This window comes from Bacillus sp. C28GYM-DRY-1 (assembly GCF_030519405.1).
GTDB classification, from domain to species: domain Bacteria; phylum Bacillota; class Bacilli; order Bacillales; family Bacillaceae; genus Bacillus; species Bacillus spizizenii_A.
On the sequence record NZ_JAUMKF010000006.1, the window covers coordinates 126,240 to 146,758 of the forward strand.

Sequence of the window (20,519 nt, forward strand, 5' to 3'; positions counted from 1 at the left end):
AAGACATGTAATCATGTCTTTTTTTCGTAGGAGAATGAGAGAGAAGCGAACGTATGTTAACTTTTCTATAAGACTTTGGCTGTTTTTATGGTACAATGAAGAACAGTCAAAGAGGTGAATTTGCGTGATCGAATTTGTTAAAGGCACGATTGATTATGTATCTCCCCAATATATTGTGATAGAGAACGGCGGCATTGGCTATCAGATTTTCACGCCGAATCCGTTTATATATAAGGAGAGAAACCAAGAAACGATTTTTACGTACCATCATATCAGAGAGGATGCTTTTTCGCTCTACGGTTTTTCAACAAGGGAGGAGAAGGCGCTCTTTACAAAACTATTAAACGTGACCGGAATCGGTCCAAAAGGCGCACTCGCCATCTTGGGCTCAGGGGATCCGGGAGCGGTAATCCAAGCGATTGAAAATGAAGATGAAGCCTTTTTGGTCAAGTTTCCTGGTGTAGGAAAGAAAACCGCGCGCCAGATTATTCTTGACTTAAAAGGAAAACTCGCTGATGTAGTGCCTGAAATGATTGAAAATCTGTTTAATCATGAAGAAAGGCTTGAAAAACAAACAGCAGAAACAGCTCTCGAAGAAGCGCTAGAGGCCCTCAGGGTTCTCGGATATGCTGAAAAAGAAATCAAAAAGGTGCTTCCTCACTTAAAAGAAGATACTGGACTCACAACAACAGACCAGTATGTGAAAAAAGCATTACAAAAACTATTGAAGTAAGGTGATGTTCATGGATGAACGGCTCGTCTCAAGTGAAGCAGACAACCATGAATCAGTGATAGAGCAAAGCCTGAGGCCGCAAAATTTGGCGCAGTACATCGGGCAGCATAAGGTGAAAGAAAATTTGCGTGTGTTTATAGATGCGGCAAAAATGAGACAGGAGACGCTCGATCATGTTCTTCTGTACGGGCCGCCCGGACTCGGGAAAACAACGCTTGCTTCCATCGTTGCCAATGAAATGGGAGTGGAATTACGTACGACATCTGGGCCTGCGATTGAAAGACCTGGTGATTTGGCTGCCATATTAACGGCGCTGGAGCCGGGAGATGTATTATTTATCGATGAAATACATAGGCTTCATAGATCGATTGAAGAGGTGCTATATCCTGCGATGGAAGACTTTTGTCTGGATATTGTGATCGGCAAAGGTCCTTCTGCCCGCTCGGTCCGGCTCGATCTTCCGCCTTTTACGCTGGTAGGCGCAACGACAAGGGTAGGGCTTTTGACGGCGCCGTTAAGAGATCGATTCGGTGTAATGTCTCGACTTGAGTACTATACGCAAGAAGAGCTGGCGAACATTGTCACAAGAACTGCTGATGTATTTGAAGTTGAAATTGATAAACCGTCTGCTCTCGAAATCGCCAGGCGATCGAGAGGGACGCCCCGCGTAGCGAACCGCCTGCTGAGAAGGGTTCGGGATTTCGCTCAGGTACTGGGTGACAGCCGGATCACGGAAGAGATTTCGCAGGATGCGCTGGAACGGCTGCAGGTTGACCGTCTCGGTTTGGATCATATTGATCACAAGCTGCTGATGGGCATGATCGAAAAATTTAACGGCGGCCCGGTGGGTCTTGATACCATTTCAGCCACGATCGGCGAAGAATCGCATACGATTGAAGACGTGTACGAACCGTACCTCCTGCAAATCGGATTTATCCAAAGAACGCCGCGGGGAAGGATCGTGACACCGGCCGTTTATCATCATTTCCAAATGGAGGCTCCCCGATATGACTGAATTCCCTAAGATGATTATGATTCTTGGAGCTGTTTTGCTTCTCATCGGAGCAGTATTGCATTTTGTCGGCAAGATGCCGGGAGATATTTTTGTGAAAAAAGGAAATGTCACGTTTTTCTTCCCGGTTGTCACTTGTATCATCATAAGTGTGGTATTATCAATTTTGCTTAATCTTTTCGGCAGAATGAAATAACAAAAGACTAGAATAAAGGTGAAATGTCATGAAAGTCGATTTATTTGATTTTGAATTACCGGATCGTTTAATTGCACAAGTGCCGTTGGAGCAGCGTGATGCTTCAAGGCTGATGGTGCTTGATAAACATACAGGAGAGCTGGCTGACAGCTCGTTTAAACACATTATCAGCTTCTTTAAAGAAGGAGATTGTCTTGTGCTGAACAATACCCGTGTGCTGCCTGCTCGGTTATTCGGCACAAAAGAGGATACCGGCGCAAAAGTGGAACTGCTTTTGCTGAAACAGGAAGCTGGTGACAGGTGGGAAACACTTGCCAAACCGGCGAAGCGTGTAAAAAAAGGAACCGTTGTGACATTTGGAGACGGAAGGTTGAAGGCTGTCTGCACGGAAGAGCTTGAGCATGGCGGCAGAAAAATGGAATTCCAGTATGACGGCATTTTCTACGAAGTGCTGGAATCCCTGGGAGAAATGCCGCTCCCGCCATATATTAAGGAACAGCTTGATGACAGAGAGCGCTACCAGACCGTGTATTCAAAAGAAATCGGCTCTGCGGCCGCGCCTACTGCAGGCCTTCACTTCACGGAAGAAATCTTGCAGCAATTGAAAGACAAAGGTGTGCAAATTGAGTTCATCACTCTGCACGTAGGCCTTGGAACGTTTCGCCCTGTGAGCGCCGATGATGTTGAAGAGCATAATATGCATGCGGAGTTTTATCAAATGTCAGAAGAAACGGCTGCAGCCTTAAACAAAGTGAGAGAAAAGGGCGGCCGGATCATTTCCGTCGGCACGACATCGACACGCACGCTTGAAACGATTGCCGGGGAACATGACGGTCAATTTAAAGCTTCAAGCGGCTGGACATCTATTTTTATTTATCCAGGCTATCAATTTAAAGGCATTGACGGAATGATTACAAACTTCCATTTGCCGAAATCGTCATTGATTATGCTGGTGAGCGCGCTTGCTGGAAGAGAAAACGTTCTGCGCGCTTATAACCATGCGGTGGAAGAGGAATACCGTTTCTTCAGCTTCGGAGACGCGATGCTGATTTTATAATTTAAGAACAGGAGGCCTCATCAAAAGTGGCTGAACAACCAATACGCTATGAATTTATAAAAGAATGCAAACAAACAGGAGCGCGGCTGGGCAAAGTGCATACCCCACACGGCTCCTTTGAAACACCAGTTTTTATGCCGGTCGGCACACTGGCGACAGTGAAAACGATGTCACCTGAAGAGCTGAAAGCAATGGATGCAGGCATCATTTTAAGCAACACTTATCACCTATGGCTCCGCCCGGGCCAAGATATTGTGAAAGAAGCTGGCGGGCTCCATAAATTTATGAACTGGGACCGCGCGATTTTAACAGATTCAGGCGGTTTTCAGGTCTTTTCTCTAAGCAAGTTTCGTAATATAGAGGAAGAGGGTGTTCATTTCCGCAATCACTTAAATGGAGACAAGCTGTTTTTATCTCCGGAAAAAGCAATGGAGATCCAAAACGCACTCGGCTCTGATATTATGATGGCGTTTGACGAGTGCCCGCCATATCCGGCAGAGTACGATTATATGAAGCGGTCAGTAGAACGGACAAGCCGCTGGGCGGAACGCTGCCTGAATGCCCACAACCGTCAGGATGAACAAGGGCTGTTTGGCATTGTACAAGGCGGAGAATATGAAGATCTGCGCACGCAAAGCGCGAAGGACTTGATTTCTCTTGATTTCCCGGGATATGCTATAGGCGGATTATCTGTCGGTGAACCGAAGGATGTCATGAACCGTGTGCTCGAATTTACAACACCGCTTTTGCCGAAGGATAAACCGAGATACCTGATGGGAGTTGGTTCTCCGGACGCGCTGATCGACGGAGCGATCCGCGGGGTCGACATGTTTGACTGTGTGCTGCCGACTCGGATTGCAAGAAACGGCACTGTGTTTACAGCTGAAGGCCGTCTCAATATGAAAAATGCGAAATTTGAAAGAGACTTCCGTCCCATTGATGAAGAGTGCGGTTGCTATACATGTAAAAATTACACTCGCGCGTATATCAGACACTTGATCCGCTGTAATGAAACATTTGGCCTTCGATTAACAACTTACCATAACCTTCATTTTCTGTTACACTTAATGGAGCAGGTAAGACAGGCTATTCGCGAGGATCGTCTGGGTGATTTCCGAGAAGAGTTCTTTGAGCGTTACGGCTACAACAAGCCAAATGCGAAAAGCTTCTAAAATAAAAATGAAAAACAAGCTTACAGAAAGGGGTGAAAATCATGACAGGCACTTTAGGTACATTGGTTCCTATTATTTTAATGTTTGCGGTCCTTTACTTCTTGTTGATTCGTCCTCAGCAAAAACAGCAAAAGGCAGTACGCCGAATGCAAGAGGAACTGAAAAAAGGCGATTCAGTAGTGACAATCGGGGGATTGCACGGTACTGTTGACTCTATCGACGAGAGCAAAGTCGTCATTAAGACTGGTGAAAACACACGTCTTACGTTCGACCGCCGCGCGATCAGAGAAGTTTCTGCTGCTGAATAACAGCAGGAGCTATACATAGCAAGCAAAAAAGAGCGGGTGAGTGAGCCCGCTCTTTTTTTGTATTTTTTTTCGTACCCTTGAAGTTTAGGAAGGCTGAGTGCCGGAGCACACCGAATGTAAATTCGTGAGTACCGGAAATGTTAGCCTGACAACGAATGTGAAAGTTGTCGACATGCTGAAAGAGCGGGGGATCCTGAATTTTTTATGTGGAAGACCTGTTTCCCCTTATATTCACGCCGAAAATCCCGCCCAGCATGCATACCCCTAAAAATCCAAGATGGAAGAGCAGCTGTTCCGCTGTAAATGTCTTTCCGAACCCTAAATACTGAAACAATAAAATGATTAGAGAAAAGCTTAAGGCAGTCAATGCCCCGATCATCCAGCCTCTTTCCTTCCCTTTACCGCCAGAAATGAACCCGCCGATGAACAAAGAAAGAAATGAGATGGCGGTGATCAGCCAGTTAAATGATGACTCTTCCAGCGAGGTTGCCGTCAGTAATAGTGAAACGGCTAAACTCGTCAGGAGCATGGCTGAGAAAATAGCGATTAAGCCGTAGAGAATGCCTTTTCCAACTTGTTTCGTTTCCTCCATGAATGTCTCCTCTCTGCCTGTATTAAAAGGCTTCTGTTCTTTTTGAACAAAGCCGCCAGACATGCTGATGGCTCGTCTTTTTAAAAATGTATTCCCCTATCCCGTGAATTAGACGTAAAAGCTTTATGAAATACAATCGGTTTTCTTACATAAATTATTCGTTTTGTTGCAACCTATAATGAGTTGGAGGTGCATGATGGAAGAGCTTCTCACTATTACGTTTCGCACAGTCATATTGTATTTTGTGATATTGGTCATTTTTCGTTTCATGGGCAAACGGGAGATCGGGGAGCTTAGCATTTTAGATCTCGTTGTCTTTATCATGATGGCTGAAATTGCCGTTTTAGCTATAGAAAACGTAGATGATCATCTATTTCATACCATTTTGCCAATGCTTGTATTAATGATCATCCAAGTAACTTTGGCATACTTTTCTTTAAAAAACCGAAAGGTCCGCCAACTTCTTGACGGAAAGCCGACCATTATTATTAAATATGGGGAAATTGACGAAGATGCTATGAAATCACAGCGTTATAATTTCGATGATTTATTGGTTCAGCTCAGGGAAAATAATATCGACAGAGTAGCTGATGTATCATTTGCCATTTTAGAGCCGTCAGGCAAACTGACCGTTGTAAAGAAAGAAAACAGCGGAGAACAGCGGCAGCTCGAAATGCCGCTCATTGTAGACGGCTCTATTCAAACAGAAAACCTGTCCAGAATTGATAAAGACAAACAGTGGCTGCTTGAGAAACTAAGAAAACACGGATATGCAAATCCTTCAGGTATTTCATTTTGCTCGTTTACTGACGGTGAGTTATTTATAGATGAAAAAGATGGGCACCGCACGTGACCTTTATTATCGGACGATTAAACGTCCGATAATAGGAATACGGCGAAGTTCATCTTTTTTAATTAAACGGAAAGTGAGCAGGAGGATGATATAGATGGCAGCACTTATCGCAATCCATCCGGCGACATTCACAGCCTCGGACGATCCAAAGCTTACATATTGTTTGATGGCGGAGCTGATGAATCCGCAAATTACAATAACAGCGAAGCTGAGCGCGTACTCCTTGATTTTGATACTGATCGGCAGTACCTTGCTTACGGTTGCCGCGTGCAAAAGCGTGACGAGAACCATGCCTGTCACAATGGCTAATGCCGCGCCCATAATACCGAGAGACGGCCTGGTGGCAAGGACGAAAATAAGACCGGTTTTGACAAGCGCTCCGATTAAGCTGTTCATCATCGCAGCCCCTGCTAAATTAAGCGCCTGCAGCACAGCTTGAAGAGGGCCCTGAAAATAATAAAGCAGAAAAAACGGGGCCATCACTTTTATAAATACAGCTGCGCCTGAGGAACCGTACATCACCCTCATCAGCTCATCCGCAAATACAAATAATATGACAACTGAAATGCCTCCGCTGAGCAGACATAGACGCATGGCCTGTTCCAAGCGGTATTCCACCACCTGCAATTTTTTCTGCTCCATTCCTTCACTGATCGCAGGAACAAGCGCGGTCGATAAAGAATATGTAATAAAGCTGGGCAGAGTGAGCAGGGTCATGGCAAAGCCGGTCAGCTCCCCGTATTGCTTGGTAGCGGCAACTGTCGCCACACCGGCGATGGCAAGGCTTTGAGCGACGACAATCGGCTCAAAAAACCAAGAGAGATTGCCGATAAAGCGGCTCCCGGTCGTTGGAAGGGACACGCTCATTAATTGAGAAAATGTTTGTTTTCCGTTTTTAATCGACTGGAAAAAGTGCTTTCTGATTTTAATTGTCTTTTTATATTTAAAACAAACAAATAAATACAGAAGTGACGCCAGCTCCCCTGCGACTGAGGATAGCATTGCCCCCGCTGCGGCGTATTCAATTCCGTAAGGGAGAAAAATCGTCGTACAGACAGCGACGAGTGAAATGCGGATGACTTGTTCAAGGACTTGGGACACGGCAAGCGGGTTCATATTCTGTTTTCCTTGAAAGTATCCTCTAAGCACACTTGATATGGCGATAATCGGCACAACCGGCGTAATGGCCAGGAGCGGATAAAGTGTTCTTTTATCTGTCAGCATCGTTTCAGCCATAACCGGGGCGAAAAATAGAAACAGTGGTGTGAAAATCAGGCTGAGGACTCCTGTGATGGTCAGAGACATGACTAAAATATTTTTAGTTTTTTGATGGTCTCCGCGCGCGCTGGCTTCAGCGACAAGCTTGCTGATCGCGACCGGCAGACCGAATTGAGTTAATGTGGTGGCCAAGAAGAAGGTAGGCGCCGCCATCATGTAAAGCCCGACTCCTTCTTCACCGATAAACCGGGCGATAACCACCCGGTTGACAAACCCGAGCATTCTTGTAACCATTCCTGCTGCGATAAGAATAAGAGTGCCCCTTAAAAACGTCTGTTTCGCCATTTTTACCCCCTGCCTTCTCAAACTACCTGTAATCATATACAATAAAGATATGCGTATATATCGTCCAAGCATGACAAGTCTTCTTGAAAAACAATGAAAAAGGAGCGTGGAATTCATGGAGAAGCATCCTGCTGATCTATATAAAGACCACGTCAGGCCGTTTCTTTACAGCAAACTGGAAGAGTTTAAGATTCTCGGGTATGATGATGTTGAACTCGAAAGTTTGTGGTCATACTTAACAGGTAAAAAGTGGAAAAAGAAAACGGAACTGCACATTTATGAAATGACAAGCGATATTCTATCAGTAAAAATTGGCGAATTTATGAACTATGCAACTGTTGAGTCATTTAAAACGTCTAATTGGCTGGGCAGTGAAGAAGGCCAGGAAGCATTGGAAGAACTGCTGAGATAGCAGATTGATTCGTACAGGTTTAAGGGAGGATATACATAATGAAAAAAGGACGCTTGATTGCGTTTTTCCTTATCGTTTTATTGATTGGCACAGGCTTGGGCTACTTTACGAAGCCTGCCGCGAACAATATTACGTTAGGATTGGATTTGCAAGGCGGATTTGAGGTGCTGTATGATGTACAGCCCGTAAAAAAAGGTGACAAAATCACAAAAGACGTTCTGGTCAGCACGGTAGAGGCGTTGAACCGCAGGGCCAATGTTCTCGGTGTCAGCGAACCGAACATCCAAATTGAAGGAAATGACCGGATTCGCGTTCAGCTCGCTGGGGTGACAAACCAAAACAGAGCGCGTGAAATCTTAGCCACTGAAGCGCAGCTTTCTTTTAGAGATACAAATGATAAGGAATTGCTGAATGGCTCTGACCTCGTCGAAAACGGGGCTAAACAAACATATGACGCCAAAACAAATGAACCGATTGTCAGCATTAAATTGAAGGATGCTGATAAATTCGGCGATGTGACCAAAAAGGTCATGAAAATGGCGCCAAATAACCAGCTTGTCATTTGGATGGATTACGAAAAAGGTGACTCCTTCAAAAAAGAAGTTCAAAAAGAACATCCTAAATATGTATCAGCTCCAAATGTAAGTCAGGAATTGAACACAACAGACGTGACAATTGAAGGACAGTTTACTGTTCAAGAAGCAAAAGATTTAGCCAGCATTTTAAACGCCGGCGCGCTTCCTGTGAAACTGACTGAAAAATATTCAACATCAGTAGGTGCACAATTCGGCCAGCAGGCGCTCCAGGAGACGGTGTTTGCCGGGATTGTCGGTATCGCAATTATTTTCTTGTTTATGCTTTTCTATTACCGCCTGCCGGGTTTTATTGCGATCATTACGCTATCAGTTTATATCTATATTACACTCCAGGTCTTTGACTGGATGAATGCTGTGCTCACGCTTCCGGGAATTGCCGCGCTCATTTTAGGTGTCGGGATGGCAGTCGACGCCAATATCATCACCTATGAGCGGATTAAAGAAGAGCTCAAGCTAGGAAAGTCAGTCCGCTCTGCCTTCCGTTCAGGAAACAGACGGTCATTCGCGACGATTCTTGATGCAAATGTTACAACGATTATTGCGGCCGTTGTGCTCTTCATCTTTGGGACAAGCTCTGTAAAAGGGTTTGCGACGATGTTGATTCTGTCAATTTTGACAAGCTTTATCACTGCTGTTTTCTTATCAAGATTTCTCCTTGGTCTCCTTGTGGAAAGCAGATGGCTTGATCGGAAAAAAGGCTGGTTCGGCGTCAACAAGAAGCACATTATGAATATTCAGGATACAGATGAAAATACAGAGCCGCATACGCCGTTCCAAAGATGGGATTTTACAAGAAAACGCAAATATTTCTTTATCATCTCAAGTGCAATCACAATTGCCGGAATTATTATTCTGCTTGTGTTTAAGTTGAATCTGGGCATTGACTTTGCGAGCGGTGCACGGATTGAAGTCCAAAGTGACCATAAGCTGACAACAGAGCAGGTGGAGAAAGATTTTGAATCACTTGGCATGGACCCTGACACCGTTGTTCTGTCAGGCGAAAAGAAAAATATCGGTGTTGCCCGTTTTGTTGGAGTGCCAGATAAAGAGACGATTGCCAAAGTAAAAACGCACTTTAAAGACAAATACGGGACAGAGCCAAATGTCAGCACAGTTTCACCGACAGTCGGTAAAGAGCTGGCGAGAAATGCTCTGTACGCACTTGCTATAGCTTCTATTGGAATCATTATTTACGTTTCGATACGGTTCGAATATAAAATGGCGATCGCCGCGATAGCTTCGCTGCTTTATGACGCATTCTTTATTGTCACGGTTTTCAGTATTGCAAGGCTGGAGGTAGATGTTACGTTCATCGCTGCTATACTGACGATTATCGGATATTCGATTAACGATACAATCGTTACATTTGACAGGATTCGCGAGCATATGAAGAAGCGCAAGCCGAAAACATTTGCCGACCTCAACCATATTGTAAACCTGAGTCTGCAGCAAACCTTTACACGTTCAATTAACACTGTATTAACTGTCGTGATTGTTGTAGTGACACTGCTCATCTTTGGAGCATCTTCGATTACAAACTTCTCATTCGCTTTATTGGTCGGACTGTTAACAGGCGTTTATTCCTCTCTCTACATTGCCGCACAAATTTGGCTTGTATGGAAAGGAAAAGAACTGAAAAAAGATTCGGTGCAATAAAAAATTCAGGCTGTCCTTTGCAGGGCAGCCTGTTTTTTGAAGTTTCATTGAACTTAAAATAGACATTTGCTATAATGACATACGCTTACATTTACACATATAAATGGTGTTAAGCGTGTTTGTGGCTGGTTTTCAGATATGTAGGAGGGTTTATATATGAGGATTCGCGAATCGCAGCTGCCGGGCATAGGGCATAAATTTGAGATCATTACTAGAAATCGCGATAAAATTTCAATTATCATTCATCATGACGGCCGGAAGGAGCTGTACTATTTTGATGAAAATGATCATGAAGAATGTGTTGCCTCCGTGCAGTTTGATGATGCTGAAGCGAGGCAGATTTCTGCAATTCTCGGCGGAATGGCATATAAACCGAAAGTATTAGAAAGGGTCGAGGCAGCCCTTGATGATTTAATCATAGAGTGGTGTAAAGCAAAGACAGGTGCGCCTGCTATCCATCATACAATTGGTGATTTGAATGCGAGGCAGGAGTACCATGTAACTGTCATCGCGATTATTAAGAAAAATCAGGATAAACTACTAAACCCAGGATCTGAAACAGTCATTGATGAAGGTGATACACTAGTGATGTCCGGTGATGGAAACGGATTGAAGAGACTGATCAGGGAAAAATTAACTGCAAAAGAGGTTTGATCAAGAGCGTCAAGTCATGTTTAAAATTAGTTCAGACAGGGAAAGATACCTCAGGTAAATAAACTTTGGGGGATAGAGAATGAATAAACAATGGACAATCATTTTCGCACTTATTTTTACCTTAATTGTCGCTATTTTTGCAGTCATTAATGTTAGATCCGTAGAAGTTGATTACCTGTTTGGCAGATCGGAGTGGCCGCTCATTCTTGTCATTTTAGGCTCGGTTTTAATGGGTGCGTTGATCGTATTTTCTGCCGGCATTTTTCAGGTGATGAGATTAAAGCGGGAAATAAAAGCGTTGCGGAAAGAAAACAAAACAACACAAGAGACGATACATAAACAAGAAGATACACTGTATCCTGAACAGAACGACATAAAGGATGCATCAACCGGACTTGAGAAAAAAGACTAGTTTTTGAATAATATTTGAAACCCCTCAGCCTGCTCTAGTATAATAGGGTGGTTGAGGGGTGAATTTATGTTAGCGTCAAAAATGCGATGGGAAATCCAGCGACCAGATCAGGATAAGGTCAAATCACTCACAGAACAATTGCATATAACACCTCTTGTTGCGTCCCTGCTTGTAAAAAGAGGCTTTGATACGGCAGAAAGCGCAAGGCTGTTTTTACATACAAAGGATGCCGATTTTTATGATCCTTTCGAAATGAAAGGCATGAAAGAAGCCGCAGATCGTATAAAACAGGCGATATCACAACAAGAACAGATTATGATATATGGCGATTATGACGCCGATGGAGTTACCAGTACGTCAGTGATGCTTCACACACTGCAAAAGCTGTCGGCTCAAGTTGATTTTTATATACCTGACCGCTTTAAAGAAGGATATGGCCCTAATGAACAGGCATTTCGTTCGATTAAAGAGCGGGGCTACTCTCTGATTATTACAGTTGATACAGGAATTGCCGCTGTGCATGAAGCGAAGGTAGCAAAGGAACTCGGGCTGGATGTCATTATTACCGATCACCATGAGCCGGGACCGGAGCTTCCGGATGTCCATGCGATCGTCCACCCGAAGCAGCCAGGCTGCACCTACCCGTTTAAAGAACTTGCCGGGGTCGGGGTCGCGTTTAAGCTCTCCCACGCTTTATTGGGCGAACTCCCGGATGAACTGCTTGACCTGGCGGCAATCGGCACTATTGCCGATCTTGTCCCGTTGCATGGCGAAAACAGATTAATTGCAACACTAGGACTTGAAAGGCTTCGTCGGACGAATCGACTGGGCTTAAAAGAGCTGGTCAAGCTGTCAGGCGGAGACATCGGAGAAGCGAACGAAGAAACTGTCGGGTTCCAAATAGCACCAAGGCTGAATGCCGTCGGACGAATCGAACAGGCGAATCCCGCTGTTCATTTGCTCATGTCAGAGGATTCGTTTGAAGCGGAAGAGCTTGCCGCTGAAATTGACCAGCTGAACAAAGAGCGCCAAAAAATGGTTAGTAAAATGACGGATGAAGCGATTGAAATGGTTGAACAGCAAGGTCTCGATCAAACTGCTATTGTTGTGGCCAAATCCGGGTGGAATCCAGGAGTCGTGGGGATTGTGGCTTCAAAGCTTGTGGACCGTTTCTACCGTCCGGCCATTGTGCTTGGCATTGATGAAGAAAAAGGGATTGCTAAAGGCTCGGCCCGAAGCATCAGAGGCTTTAACTTATTCGAGAGCCTTTCAGAATGCAGAGATATTCTTCCACATTTCGGCGGCCACCCAATGGCTGCGGGAATGACGCTGAATGCCGAAGATGTGCCGGATTTGCGACACAGGCTGAATGAAATAGCAGTCAACACGCTTACGGAAGAGGATTTTATTCCCGTACAGGAAGTCGATCTTGTCTGCGGTGTCGAGGACATTACGGTTGAAAGCATCACAGAAATGAACCTGCTGTCCCCATTTGGCATGCTGAACCCGAAACCGCACGTCCTCGTAGAAAACGCTGTGCTGGAAGATGTCCGCAAGATCGGCGCTAATAAAAATCATGTGAAAATGACGGTCAGAAACGAGTCGTCTCAGCTTGATTGCGTTGGTTTTAATAAAGGTGAGCTAGAAGAAGGCATCGTCCCGGGTTCAAGAATATCAATTGTCGGTGAGATGTCTATCAACGAATGGAACAATAGAAAAAAACCGCAGTTAATGATTAAGGATGCCGCTGTTTCTGAATGGCAGCTGTTTGATTTAAGGGGAAAACGGATGTGGGAAGACACAGTTTCCGTCCTTCCATCTGCTAAACGGGCCATTGTCTCTTTCAAAGAAGACTCAACAACACTTCTTCAGACTGAAGACCTTCGCCGTGAAGTGCACGTCATCAGCTCTGAGGATCAAGCGAAGGCGTTTGACCTTGATGGTGCATATATTGTATTGCTGGATCCGCCGCCTTCGTTGGACATGCTCGCACGTTTGCTGGAAGGCAAGCAGCCTGAGCGGATATATTTCATTTTTCTCAATCAAGAGGACCACTTTTTATCAACATTTCCAGCAAGAGACCACTTTAAATGGTATTATGCGTTTTTGCTGAAAAGAGGCGCTTTTGACGTAAAAAAACATGGTTCAGATCTTGCGAGACATAAAGGCTGGTCTGTTGAAACAATCAATTTCATGACAAAGGTGTTTTTTGATCTAGGTTTTGTTAAAATAGAGAATGGTGTGCTGTCTGTGGTTAGTGGAGTAAAGAAACGCGACTTAACGGACTCACAAACATATCAGGCAAAACAGCAGCTGATGGAATTGGATCAAAAGCTGAATTATTCTTCTGCTGAAGAGCTGAAGGAATGGCTGAATAAGCTGATGAAACAAGATTCAGAGGCTTATGAAAGTACGAGGAGGACATAAAACAGATGGATTTAAAACAATACGTAACAATTGTACCGGATTACCCGAAAGAGGGCGTGCAATTTAAAGATATTACGACACTGATGGATAAAGGCGACGTATACCGCTATGCCACAGACCAAATTGTTGAATATGCGAAAGAAAAGCAAATTGATTTGGTCGTCGGCCCTGAAGCGCGCGGCTTTATTATCGGCTGTCCCGTTGCTTACGCGCTTGGCGTAGGTTTTGCGCCGGTCCGCAAAGAAGGCAAATTGCCTCGTGAAGTGATCAAAGTGGACTACGGTTTGGAATACGGAAAAGACGTATTAACGATCCACAAAGATGCGATTAAACCGGGTCAGCGTGTGCTTATCACAGATGACTTGCTTGCGACAGGCGGCACAATTGAAGCAACAATCAAACTTGTTGAAGAGCTTGGCGGCGTTGTTGCTGGTATCGCTTTCTTAATCGAGCTTTCTTACCTTGACGGCAGAAAGAAACTTGAAGATTATGACATATTAACATTGATGAAATACTAAAGATAATCGCATACCGAAAAAAGCACTCCATGTCAGGGTGCTTTTTTCCTATTGTTTTGCAATTATTTTATATAATATTTGGCTATTTGAACTTCTGCTCTTTACATCTTTCGGTTTTTTCTTGATAATAAACTACAATACAGTTTACATTCTAAAAAAGGTGATTCCATGGCGAACGAACAAGTATTGACTGCCGAGCAAGTTATAGATAAAGCGCGCAGCTATCTATCTGATGAGCATATCGCATTTGTCGAAAAAGCATATCTTTACGCTGAAGATGCTCATCGCGAGCAATACCGCAAATCGGGCGAGCCATATATTATTCATCCGATTCAGGTTGCGGGAATTCTCGTTGATCTTGAAATGGACCCTTCCACAATCGCGGGAGGATTTCTGCACGATGTCGTGGAAGATACAGATGTGACGCTCGATGACCTGAAAGAAGCATTTTCCGAAGAAGTGGCAATGCTTGTGGACGGCGTAACGAAGCTCGGTAAAATTAAATATAAATCTCAAGAGGAACAGCAGGCGGAAAATCATCGCAAAATGTTTGTCGCTATGGCTCAAGATATCCGGGTCATACTGATTAAGCTGGCGGATCGTCTCCACAATATGCGGACGCTGAAACATCTGCCTCAGGAAAAACAGCGGAGAATTTCTAATGAAACACTGGAGATTTTTGCACCATTGGCGCATCGTCTCGGGATTTCAAAAATTAAGTGGGAATTGGAAGATACGGCGCTCCGTTATTTGAATCCTCAGCAATATTACAGAATTGTCAACCTCATGAAGAAGAAACGCGCAGAACGTGAGCTTTATGTCGATGAGGTTGTCAATGAAGTGAAGAAACGTGTCGAAGAAGTGAACATCAAGGCTGACTTCTCGGGACGTCCGAAACATATTTACAGCATCTATCGAAAAATGGTGCTGCAAAATAAACAATTCAACGAAATTTACGATTTGCTGGCTGTCCGCATTCTTGTGAATAGCATAAAGGACTGCTACGCGGTGCTCGGCATCATTCACACATGCTGGAAGCCGATGCCCGGCAGATTCAAAGATTATATCGCAATGCCGAAGCCGAATATGTATCAATCGCTTCATACAACGGTTATCGGGCCTAAAGGCGATCCGCTGGAAGTGCAGATTCGCACCTTTGAAATGCATGAAATTGCGGAATACGGGGTTGCGGCTCACTGGGCTTATAAAGAAGGGAAAGCGGCCAATGAAGGCGTAACCTTTGAGAAAAAGCTTTCTTGGTTCCGTGAAATTTTAGAATTCCAAAATGAATCAACAGATGCAGAAGAATTTATGGAATCGCTCAAAATCGATTTGTTTTCTGACATGGTATATGTTTTTACGCCGAAAGGAGATGTAATCGAGCTTCCATCCGGTTCTGTTCCGATTGATTTTTCTTACCGGATACACTCGGAAATCGGCAATAAAACAATTGGTGCCAAAGTAAACGGAAAAATGGTAACGCTGGACCATAAGCTTCGGACAGGTGATATCGTTGAAATTCTCACTTCTAAGCATTCCTACGGTCCGAGCCAGGATTGGGTGAAGCTTGCCCAAACATCCCAGGCGAAGCATAAGATCCGTCAATTCTTTAAGAAACAGCGGCGCGAAGAAAATGTCGAAAAAGGCCGTGAACTGGTTGAAAAAGAAATTAAAAATTTGGATTTTGAAGTGAAGGATGTCTTAACGCCGGAAAATATCCAGAAGGTTGCTGACAAGTTTAATTTCTCAAATGAAGAGGATATGTACGCAGCGGTCGGCTACAACGGCATTACAGCCTTACAGGTGGCAAACCGCCTGACAGAAAAAGAGAGAAAGCAGCGTGATCAGGAAGAACAGGAAAAGATCGTTCAAGACGTCAATGCGGAATCTAAACCATACCCGCAGGGCAGAAAACGCGAAGCGGGCGTTCGTGTCAAGGGTATCGACAATCTTCTTGTCCGTTTATCAAAATGCTGCAATCCTGTACCAGGTGACGATATTGTCGGATTTATCACAAAAGGCAGAGGGGTTTCGGTCCATCGTGGAGACTGTCCGAATGTCAAAACGAATGAAGCCCAAGAGCGGCTGATCCCGGTAGAGTGGGAACATGAGTCACAGGTTCAAAAGCGCAAGGAATACAATGTTGAGATAGAGATTCTTGGATATGACCGCCGCGGATTGCTGAACGAGGTGCTTCAGGCAGTAAATGAAACGAAAACAAATATTTCATCTGTCTCTGGCAAATCGGATCGCAATAAAGTGGCAACCATTCATATGGCGATTTTTATTCAGAACATTAATCACTTGCACAAAGTTGTCGAGCGTATTAAACAGATTAGAGATATTTATTCTGTACGCCGCGTCATGAACTAAAGGGGTTAGAAAATGAAATTAGTTGTTCAGCGAGTAACAGAAGCAAGCGTTACAGTGGATGATGAGGTCGTCGGCCAAATTGGACAAGGCATCATGGTGCTGGTCGGCATCACTCACGATGATACAGAAGAGGATGCAGCCTATTTAGCCGATAAAGTTGTTCATCTTCGTATTTTTGATGACAGTGAAGGAAAAATGAATCTGTCTCTTTTAGATATAGGAGGAGAGATTTTATCTGTTTCACAGTTTACGCTTTACGGAGATACGAAGAAGGGGCGCCGGCCGAACTATATGAACGCTGCCAAGCCTGATAAAGCTTTAGGTCTTTATGAAAAATGGAACGATCTGCTCCGCGAAAAAGGAATCAAAGTTGAGACCGGAACGTTTGGAGCGATGATGGATGTTCAGCTTACAAACTCTGGACCCGTCACCCTCATTATGGATTCAAAATAGAAAAGCTGCCAAAAGGCAGCTTTTTTTATTGGAAATATTTCTCTAATCCGCTTTCGATCCCGTCTGTAACTTTTTCTTGGTATGAATTGCTATGTACAATGGCTTCTTCCTGCGGATGGCTTACATATCCCAGCTCATACAGCATAGCGGGCTGTCTATTTTCCCGAAGCACATAATAATCTCCGAATAATACGCCGCGGTCAGGAATGGAAGAACGCTTCGCCACTTCAGAGTGTACATCTGATGCCAGTTCCTCATCTTTGGCAGGACTGTAGTAGTAAGCAGTGCTGCCTCTCGTGGAAATATCCGCATAGCTGTCATAGTGAATGCTGATGAATGCATCAGCGTTGCGATAGTGAGACGTAGAGACACGTGACTGTAGGCTGACAAAGGTATCATCCTGGCGTGTTACATAGACATCGGCTCCAGCTGATCTGAGCTTGCTGGCGAGCAGTTTTGCCGTTTTGATCGTCAGGTTTTTCTCGAATTTACCAGAATAGCCGATCGTTCCGCTGTCTTTTCCTCCGTGTCCCGGGTCAACAATAATCGTTTTATTGTTCAGAGAACCGTTTCCGGATGGGGAGTCAGAGACAGGGGGTTCACCTGCTTCTTCCGCGCTTTTAGACGTTTGGACCACCCAATTAGCTACATAACCAGTCTGCCCGTTATCAAGCTTAATCTCATACCAGCTGCCCTTTGAACCTGTAATAGTAAACGAATCGCCTTTGGCAGCACGTTCTACGATCGAAGCTGATGTAGATGCATCACTTCTTACATTCGTTCCTCCGTATACAATATAGGCTTTTTTAGCGGGGGGTGAACTGCCTGCATTAGCCGAACTTTCAGCTGGATCAGAATTAGTTAAAAGGTAATGACTTGCAACCCAGCCTTTCAGCCCGTTCACCTCGATGTGAGCCCAGCCGTTTTTCTCGTTGAGAATTGTAAGCTTCGTTCCACGATCAAGCTTCGTTATAATCGCTGCGTCATGTGAGGCGGAGGCCCTAACATGTAGTGAAGATACACCGACCGTGCCCGTTGAAGCACCGGAAGATTCAGTTTGAGCACTCTTGGAAGACGCTGAACTGCTGCGGCCTGATGTAATATATTCAGATGACACCCATCCGGTAGTATTTTGATAGGATATCTTAATCCAGCCCGAATCTTTATCAATGACAGACGCTTGGCTGCCTTGCGGGAATTTGCCGATGACTTCGTATGAAGTGCCCGGTCCGGTTCTCATCCGCAGATCGGGGTCTGTTGATGTCACAATATCACTGCTTTCCGAAGAGCTTGTACTGGCTTGGTCTTCCTTTGTAATAAGCCAGGAGACCACCCATCCTTTTTCTCCGGAACCAAGTTGTATCTGCACCCAGTCTCCATCTTCCTTTAAAATCGGATAGCGCTCTCCTCTTTTCGCTTCCGCTGTAATCCCGTAGCTAAGCCCCGGACCGCTTCTGACGTTCATTTCATCTGTTGCGATGACCGCTTCTCCTTGAGCGGCTGTAACGGAGGAAAGTGGCGGGAAAAGCGCCCCCGCGAAAATAATAGATACAATAAGAACAAAGTATTTCTTGCTCATTGTGTCCTCCTTTCTCATGATCATTAAAAAAGCATTCTTGCTTATTATCGTAAAGTCCTTTCTGATTTTTAAATAAAAATAAAATGATTTGTTTATACTAGGCATAAATACAATCAAAAAGGTGTGCAAATCATGAAATATCATCCAAAAATGGGACGTGCATTTCACGACGGTGAAGCAAATCTGCATTACAGCGATCATGCAGATCCCGAAACGACCGGTTATCTTACTGAAACAGCATCTGAATTTGGTCTTATGTCCAAAGAAGCAGCGATGAGGAAAAACAACCGGAATAAAGCTTGACAGAGAACTCCAATCCCATTATTATAATAGAAATTGAGTACATAGCAAATGATGAAAGATTTGAACCAATAATGGAGAAGAGTAGGTCAGATTGCATGGCTAGAGAGGAACCGCCCCAGGCTGAAAGCGGATCCCATTGCGTCTTTCTCGAAACAACACTCCGGAGGTTTCCTGCTGAACGCGTTAATCCCGTCATTAGGCAGTGAACGTGAACCTGCGTTAAAGGATCGAGCGGGAATATGAACATATTCCAACTAGGGTGGCACCACGGGTATAACTCTCGTCCCTACTATACATGTATAGTAGGGACGAGAGTTTTTTTCATTTTCATCATTACGATCATTGTATATAAGGAATACATAAGGAGGTCTACATATGGGATATAGCATTCCAAGAGGGACACAGGATATCCTGCCTGGAGAATCAGATCGCTGGCAGTTTGTTGAACAAATTATGAGAGACACTTGCCGCACTTATCAATATAAAGAAATTCGCACACCGATTTTTGAGCATACAGAACTGTTTGCCAGAGGCGTCGGAGAATCGACGGATATCGTGCAAAAAGAAATGTATACCTTTCAGGACCGAAAAGGCAGAAGCCTGACGCTTCGTCCGGAAGGAACAGCAGCGGCGGTTCGCGCTTTTAATGAAAACAAGCTATTCGCAAACCCTGTCCAGCCGACAAAGCTTTATTATGTCGGGCCAATGTTCCGTTATGAACGTCCCCAGACGGGCCGCTACCGCCAGTTTTATCAATTTGGAATTGAAGCGATAGGCTCGAAAGATCCTGCAATTGATGCCGAAGTCATGGCGCTTGCGATGAGTATTTATCAGAAAGCAGGCTTGCAAAACGTTAAGCTTGTCATAAACAGCCTAGGCGACCAAGAAAGCCGCAAAAGCTACAGAGAAGCGCTCGTTAAACATTTTGAGCCTCGCATTGAAGAGTTTTGTTCAGACTGCCAGTCACGGTTGCACACAAACCCGCTCAGAATCTTGGACTGCAAAAAAGACCGTGATCATGAGCTGATGAAAACGGCACCTTCGATTCTGACATATTTAAATGAAGAATCAGCCGCTTATTTTGAGAAAGTGAAACAATACTTAAACGATCTTGGCATTTCGTATGAAATTGACCCTAACCTTGTGAGAGGGCTGGATTATTACAACCATACCGCATTTGAAATTATGAGCAATGCGGAGGGCTTTGGCGCGATTACGACACTTGCCGGCGGCGGACGCTACGACGGACTTGTCGAACAGATCGGCGGACCTGAAGCGCCGGGCATCGGATTTGCGATGAGCATTGAACGCCTGCTTGCCGCAATTGATGCTGAAAAAAGAGAGCTGCCTGTTGATCAGGGAATCGACTGCTATATCGTCACACTCGGCGAAAAGGCCAAGGATTATTCTGTTTCATTGGTGTACAAACTGAGAGAAGCAGGCATTTCCAGCGAAATCGATTATGAAAATAAGAAAATGAAAGGCCAGTTTAAAACAGCTGACCGCCTGAATGCCAGATTTATTGCGATTTTGGGTGAAGATGAGCTTGCCCAAAATAAAATCAATGTTAAGGATGCACAGACGGGCGAACAGATTGAAGTGGCACTTGATGAATTTATACATGTGATGAAGGCAAACCAAAAGGGATAA

Annotated in this window: 20 protein-coding genes and 1 other annotated feature; of the genes, 17 read left to right on the forward strand and 3 right to left on the reverse strand. The window is 44.5% G+C overall.

Annotated elements, in window-relative coordinates; translation table 11 throughout:
• Window positions 1-124 precede the first annotated feature (124 nt).
• From ruvA to yajC, 6 genes are read left to right on the forward strand one after another with little or no spacing between them, the layout of a single operon-like run.
• Window positions 125-733 (forward strand): Holliday junction branch migration protein RuvA, encoded by a 609-nt coding sequence (gene ruvA / locus Q3W56_RS08285; protein ID WP_302895130.1) that lies wholly within the window; start codon window positions 125-127, stop codon window positions 731-733.
• 10 nt (window positions 734-743) lie between these two features.
• Window positions 744-1,748, forward strand: coding sequence for a Holliday junction branch migration DNA helicase RuvB (ruvB, locus tag Q3W56_RS08290; protein WP_019715233.1), 1,005 nt, complete (start codon window positions 744-746; stop codon window positions 1,746-1,748).
• The gene (locus Q3W56_RS08295; RefSeq protein ID WP_019715232.1) at window positions 1,741-1,941 is read left to right on the forward strand and encodes a DUF2905 domain-containing protein; all 201 of its coding nucleotides are present in this window, start codon (window positions 1,741-1,743) and stop codon (window positions 1,939-1,941) included. Before ruvB ends, Q3W56_RS08295 begins: the two co-directional genes overlap by 8 nt.
• Before the next feature lie 28 nt (window positions 1,942-1,969).
• A complete protein-coding gene (queA, locus tag Q3W56_RS08300; protein WP_302895131.1) occupies window positions 1,970-2,998 on the forward strand; it encodes a tRNA preQ1(34) S-adenosylmethionine ribosyltransferase-isomerase QueA in 1,029 nt (342 codons plus the stop codon).
• A 26-nt stretch (window positions 2,999-3,024) separates the two neighbouring features.
• Window positions 3,025-4,170, forward strand: a complete 1,146-nt coding sequence (tgt, locus tag Q3W56_RS08305) for a tRNA guanosine(34) transglycosylase Tgt (RefSeq protein WP_019715230.1) — start codon at window positions 3,025-3,027, stop codon at window positions 4,168-4,170.
• A 41-nt stretch (window positions 4,171-4,211) separates the two neighbouring features.
• Complete coding sequence (yajC, locus tag Q3W56_RS08310) at window positions 4,212-4,478, forward strand: preprotein translocase subunit YajC (protein ID WP_003222677.1); 267 nt, start codon at window positions 4,212-4,214, stop codon at window positions 4,476-4,478.
• A gap of 202 nt (window positions 4,479-4,680) precedes the next feature.
• Here the strand turns inward: yajC and Q3W56_RS08315 are convergent, their stop codons facing one another.
• Window positions 4,681-5,070: a TIGR04086 family membrane protein gene (locus Q3W56_RS08315; RefSeq protein WP_032728255.1), complete on the reverse strand. Its 390-nt coding sequence runs from the start codon at window positions 5,068-5,070 to the stop codon at window positions 4,681-4,683.
• 196 nt (window positions 5,071-5,266) lie between these two features.
• Here Q3W56_RS08315 and Q3W56_RS08320 point away from each other — a divergent pair, with 196 nt between their 5' ends.
• Window positions 5,267-5,923 (forward strand): DUF421 domain-containing protein, encoded by a 657-nt coding sequence (locus Q3W56_RS08320; RefSeq protein ID WP_302895132.1) that lies wholly within the window; start codon window positions 5,267-5,269, stop codon window positions 5,921-5,923.
• A gap of 6 nt (window positions 5,924-5,929) precedes the next feature.
• Here the strand turns inward: Q3W56_RS08320 and spoVB are convergent, their stop codons facing one another.
• A complete protein-coding gene (gene spoVB / locus Q3W56_RS08325) occupies window positions 5,930-7,486 on the reverse strand; it encodes a stage V sporulation protein B (protein WP_268397796.1) in 1,557 nt (518 codons plus the stop codon).
• A 115-nt stretch (window positions 7,487-7,601) separates the two neighbouring features.
• Between spoVB and comN the strand changes: the two genes are divergently transcribed.
• From comN to dtd, 8 genes are all read left to right on the forward strand, one after another.
• Complete coding sequence (comN, locus tag Q3W56_RS08330; RefSeq protein ID WP_003222684.1) at window positions 7,602-7,898, forward strand: post-transcriptional regulator ComN; 297 nt, start codon at window positions 7,602-7,604, stop codon at window positions 7,896-7,898.
• 38 nt (window positions 7,899-7,936) lie between these two features.
• On the forward strand, window positions 7,937-10,150 hold the full coding sequence (secDF, locus tag Q3W56_RS08335; protein WP_302895133.1) for a protein translocase subunit SecDF: 2,214 nt from the start codon (window positions 7,937-7,939) through the stop codon (window positions 10,148-10,150).
• 156 nt (window positions 10,151-10,306) lie between these two features.
• Window positions 10,307-10,804, forward strand: a complete 498-nt coding sequence (locus tag Q3W56_RS08340; RefSeq protein ID WP_302895134.1) for a cation:proton antiporter regulatory subunit — start codon at window positions 10,307-10,309, stop codon at window positions 10,802-10,804.
• A gap of 79 nt (window positions 10,805-10,883) precedes the next feature.
• A complete protein-coding gene (locus tag Q3W56_RS08345) occupies window positions 10,884-11,216 on the forward strand; it encodes a LapA family protein (protein ID WP_019715224.1) in 333 nt (110 codons plus the stop codon).
• Window positions 11,217-11,282: 66 nt separating this feature from the next.
• Complete coding sequence (gene recJ, locus Q3W56_RS08350) at window positions 11,283-13,643, forward strand: single-stranded-DNA-specific exonuclease RecJ (protein ID WP_302895135.1); 2,361 nt, start codon at window positions 11,283-11,285, stop codon at window positions 13,641-13,643.
• Between the two features lie 5 nt (window positions 13,644-13,648).
• Window positions 13,649-14,161 carry an adenine phosphoribosyltransferase gene (locus Q3W56_RS08355; RefSeq protein ID WP_019715222.1) on the forward strand — a complete coding sequence of 171 codons (513 nt, stop codon included), beginning with the start codon at window positions 13,649-13,651 and terminating at the stop codon, window positions 14,159-14,161.
• A 168-nt stretch (window positions 14,162-14,329) separates the two neighbouring features.
• Complete coding sequence (gene relA / locus Q3W56_RS08360; protein ID WP_302895136.1) at window positions 14,330-16,534, forward strand: GTP diphosphokinase; 2,205 nt, start codon at window positions 14,330-14,332, stop codon at window positions 16,532-16,534.
• Window positions 16,535-16,546: 12 nt separating this feature from the next.
• Entirely contained in the window at window positions 16,547-16,987 is a 441-nt protein-coding gene (gene dtd, locus Q3W56_RS08365; protein WP_019715220.1) for a D-aminoacyl-tRNA deacylase, read from the forward strand.
• Window positions 16,988-17,012: 25 nt separating this feature from the next.
• On the opposite strand, the gene Q3W56_RS08370 is transcribed toward dtd, so the two are convergent.
• The gene (locus Q3W56_RS08370; protein WP_302895137.1) at window positions 17,013-18,566 is read right to left on the reverse strand and encodes an N-acetylmuramoyl-L-alanine amidase family protein; all 1,554 of its coding nucleotides are present in this window, start codon (window positions 18,564-18,566) and stop codon (window positions 17,013-17,015) included.
• 132 nt (window positions 18,567-18,698) lie between these two features.
• On the opposite strand from Q3W56_RS08370, the gene Q3W56_RS08375 reads away from it, so the two are divergent.
• Both Q3W56_RS08375 and hisS read left to right on the forward strand, forming a co-directional pair.
• Window positions 18,699-18,869 (forward strand): YrzK family protein, encoded by a 171-nt coding sequence (locus Q3W56_RS08375; protein ID WP_003222701.1) that lies wholly within the window; start codon window positions 18,699-18,701, stop codon window positions 18,867-18,869.
• A gap of 59 nt (window positions 18,870-18,928) precedes the next feature.
• Window positions 18,929-19,160, forward strand: a binding site (T-box leader).
• An 84-nt stretch (window positions 19,161-19,244) separates the two neighbouring features.
• Window positions 19,245-20,519 carry a histidine--tRNA ligase gene (hisS, locus tag Q3W56_RS08380; RefSeq protein WP_003222705.1) on the forward strand — a complete coding sequence of 425 codons (1,275 nt, stop codon included), beginning with the start codon at window positions 19,245-19,247 and terminating at the stop codon, window positions 20,517-20,519.

Bases quoted from the DNA above. Each gene is read 5' to 3' on its own strand.
- ruvB (WP_019715233.1), top strand. From the start codon at position 744: ATGGATGAACGGCTCGTCTCAAGTGAAGCAGACAACCATGAATCAGTG.
- Q3W56_RS08295 (WP_019715232.1), top strand. From the start codon at position 1,741: ATGACTGAATTCCCTAAGATGATTATGATTCTTGGAGCTGTTTTGCTT.
- queA (WP_302895131.1), top strand. From the start codon at position 1,970: ATGAAAGTCGATTTATTTGATTTTGAATTACCGGATCGTTTAATTGCA.
- yajC (WP_003222677.1), top strand. From the start codon at position 4,212: ATGACAGGCACTTTAGGTACATTGGTTCCTATTATTTTAATGTTTGCG.
- Q3W56_RS08315 (WP_032728255.1), bottom strand. From the start codon at position 5,070: ATGGAGGAAACGAAACAAGTTGGAAAAGGCATTCTCTACGGCTTAATC.
- Q3W56_RS08320 (WP_302895132.1), top strand. From the start codon at position 5,267: ATGGAAGAGCTTCTCACTATTACGTTTCGCACAGTCATATTGTATTTT.
- spoVB (WP_268397796.1), bottom strand. From the start codon at position 7,486: ATGGCGAAACAGACGTTTTTAAGGGGCACTCTTATTCTTATCGCAGCA.
- comN (WP_003222684.1), top strand. From the start codon at position 7,602: ATGGAGAAGCATCCTGCTGATCTATATAAAGACCACGTCAGGCCGTTT.
- secDF (WP_302895133.1), top strand. From the start codon at position 7,937: ATGAAAAAAGGACGCTTGATTGCGTTTTTCCTTATCGTTTTATTGATT.
- Q3W56_RS08340 (WP_302895134.1), top strand. From the start codon at position 10,307: ATGAGGATTCGCGAATCGCAGCTGCCGGGCATAGGGCATAAATTTGAG.
- Q3W56_RS08345 (WP_019715224.1), top strand. From the start codon at position 10,884: ATGAATAAACAATGGACAATCATTTTCGCACTTATTTTTACCTTAATT.
- recJ (WP_302895135.1), top strand. From the start codon at position 11,283: ATGTTAGCGTCAAAAATGCGATGGGAAATCCAGCGACCAGATCAGGAT.
- Q3W56_RS08355 (WP_019715222.1), top strand. From the start codon at position 13,649: ATGGATTTAAAACAATACGTAACAATTGTACCGGATTACCCGAAAGAG.
- relA (WP_302895136.1), top strand. From the start codon at position 14,330: ATGGCGAACGAACAAGTATTGACTGCCGAGCAAGTTATAGATAAAGCG.
- dtd (WP_019715220.1), top strand. From the start codon at position 16,547: ATGAAATTAGTTGTTCAGCGAGTAACAGAAGCAAGCGTTACAGTGGAT.
- Q3W56_RS08370 (WP_302895137.1), bottom strand. From the start codon at position 18,566: ATGAGCAAGAAATACTTTGTTCTTATTGTATCTATTATTTTCGCGGGG.
- Q3W56_RS08375 (WP_003222701.1), top strand. From the start codon at position 18,699: ATGAAATATCATCCAAAAATGGGACGTGCATTTCACGACGGTGAAGCA.
- hisS (WP_003222705.1), top strand. From the start codon at position 19,245: ATGGGATATAGCATTCCAAGAGGGACACAGGATATCCTGCCTGGAGAA.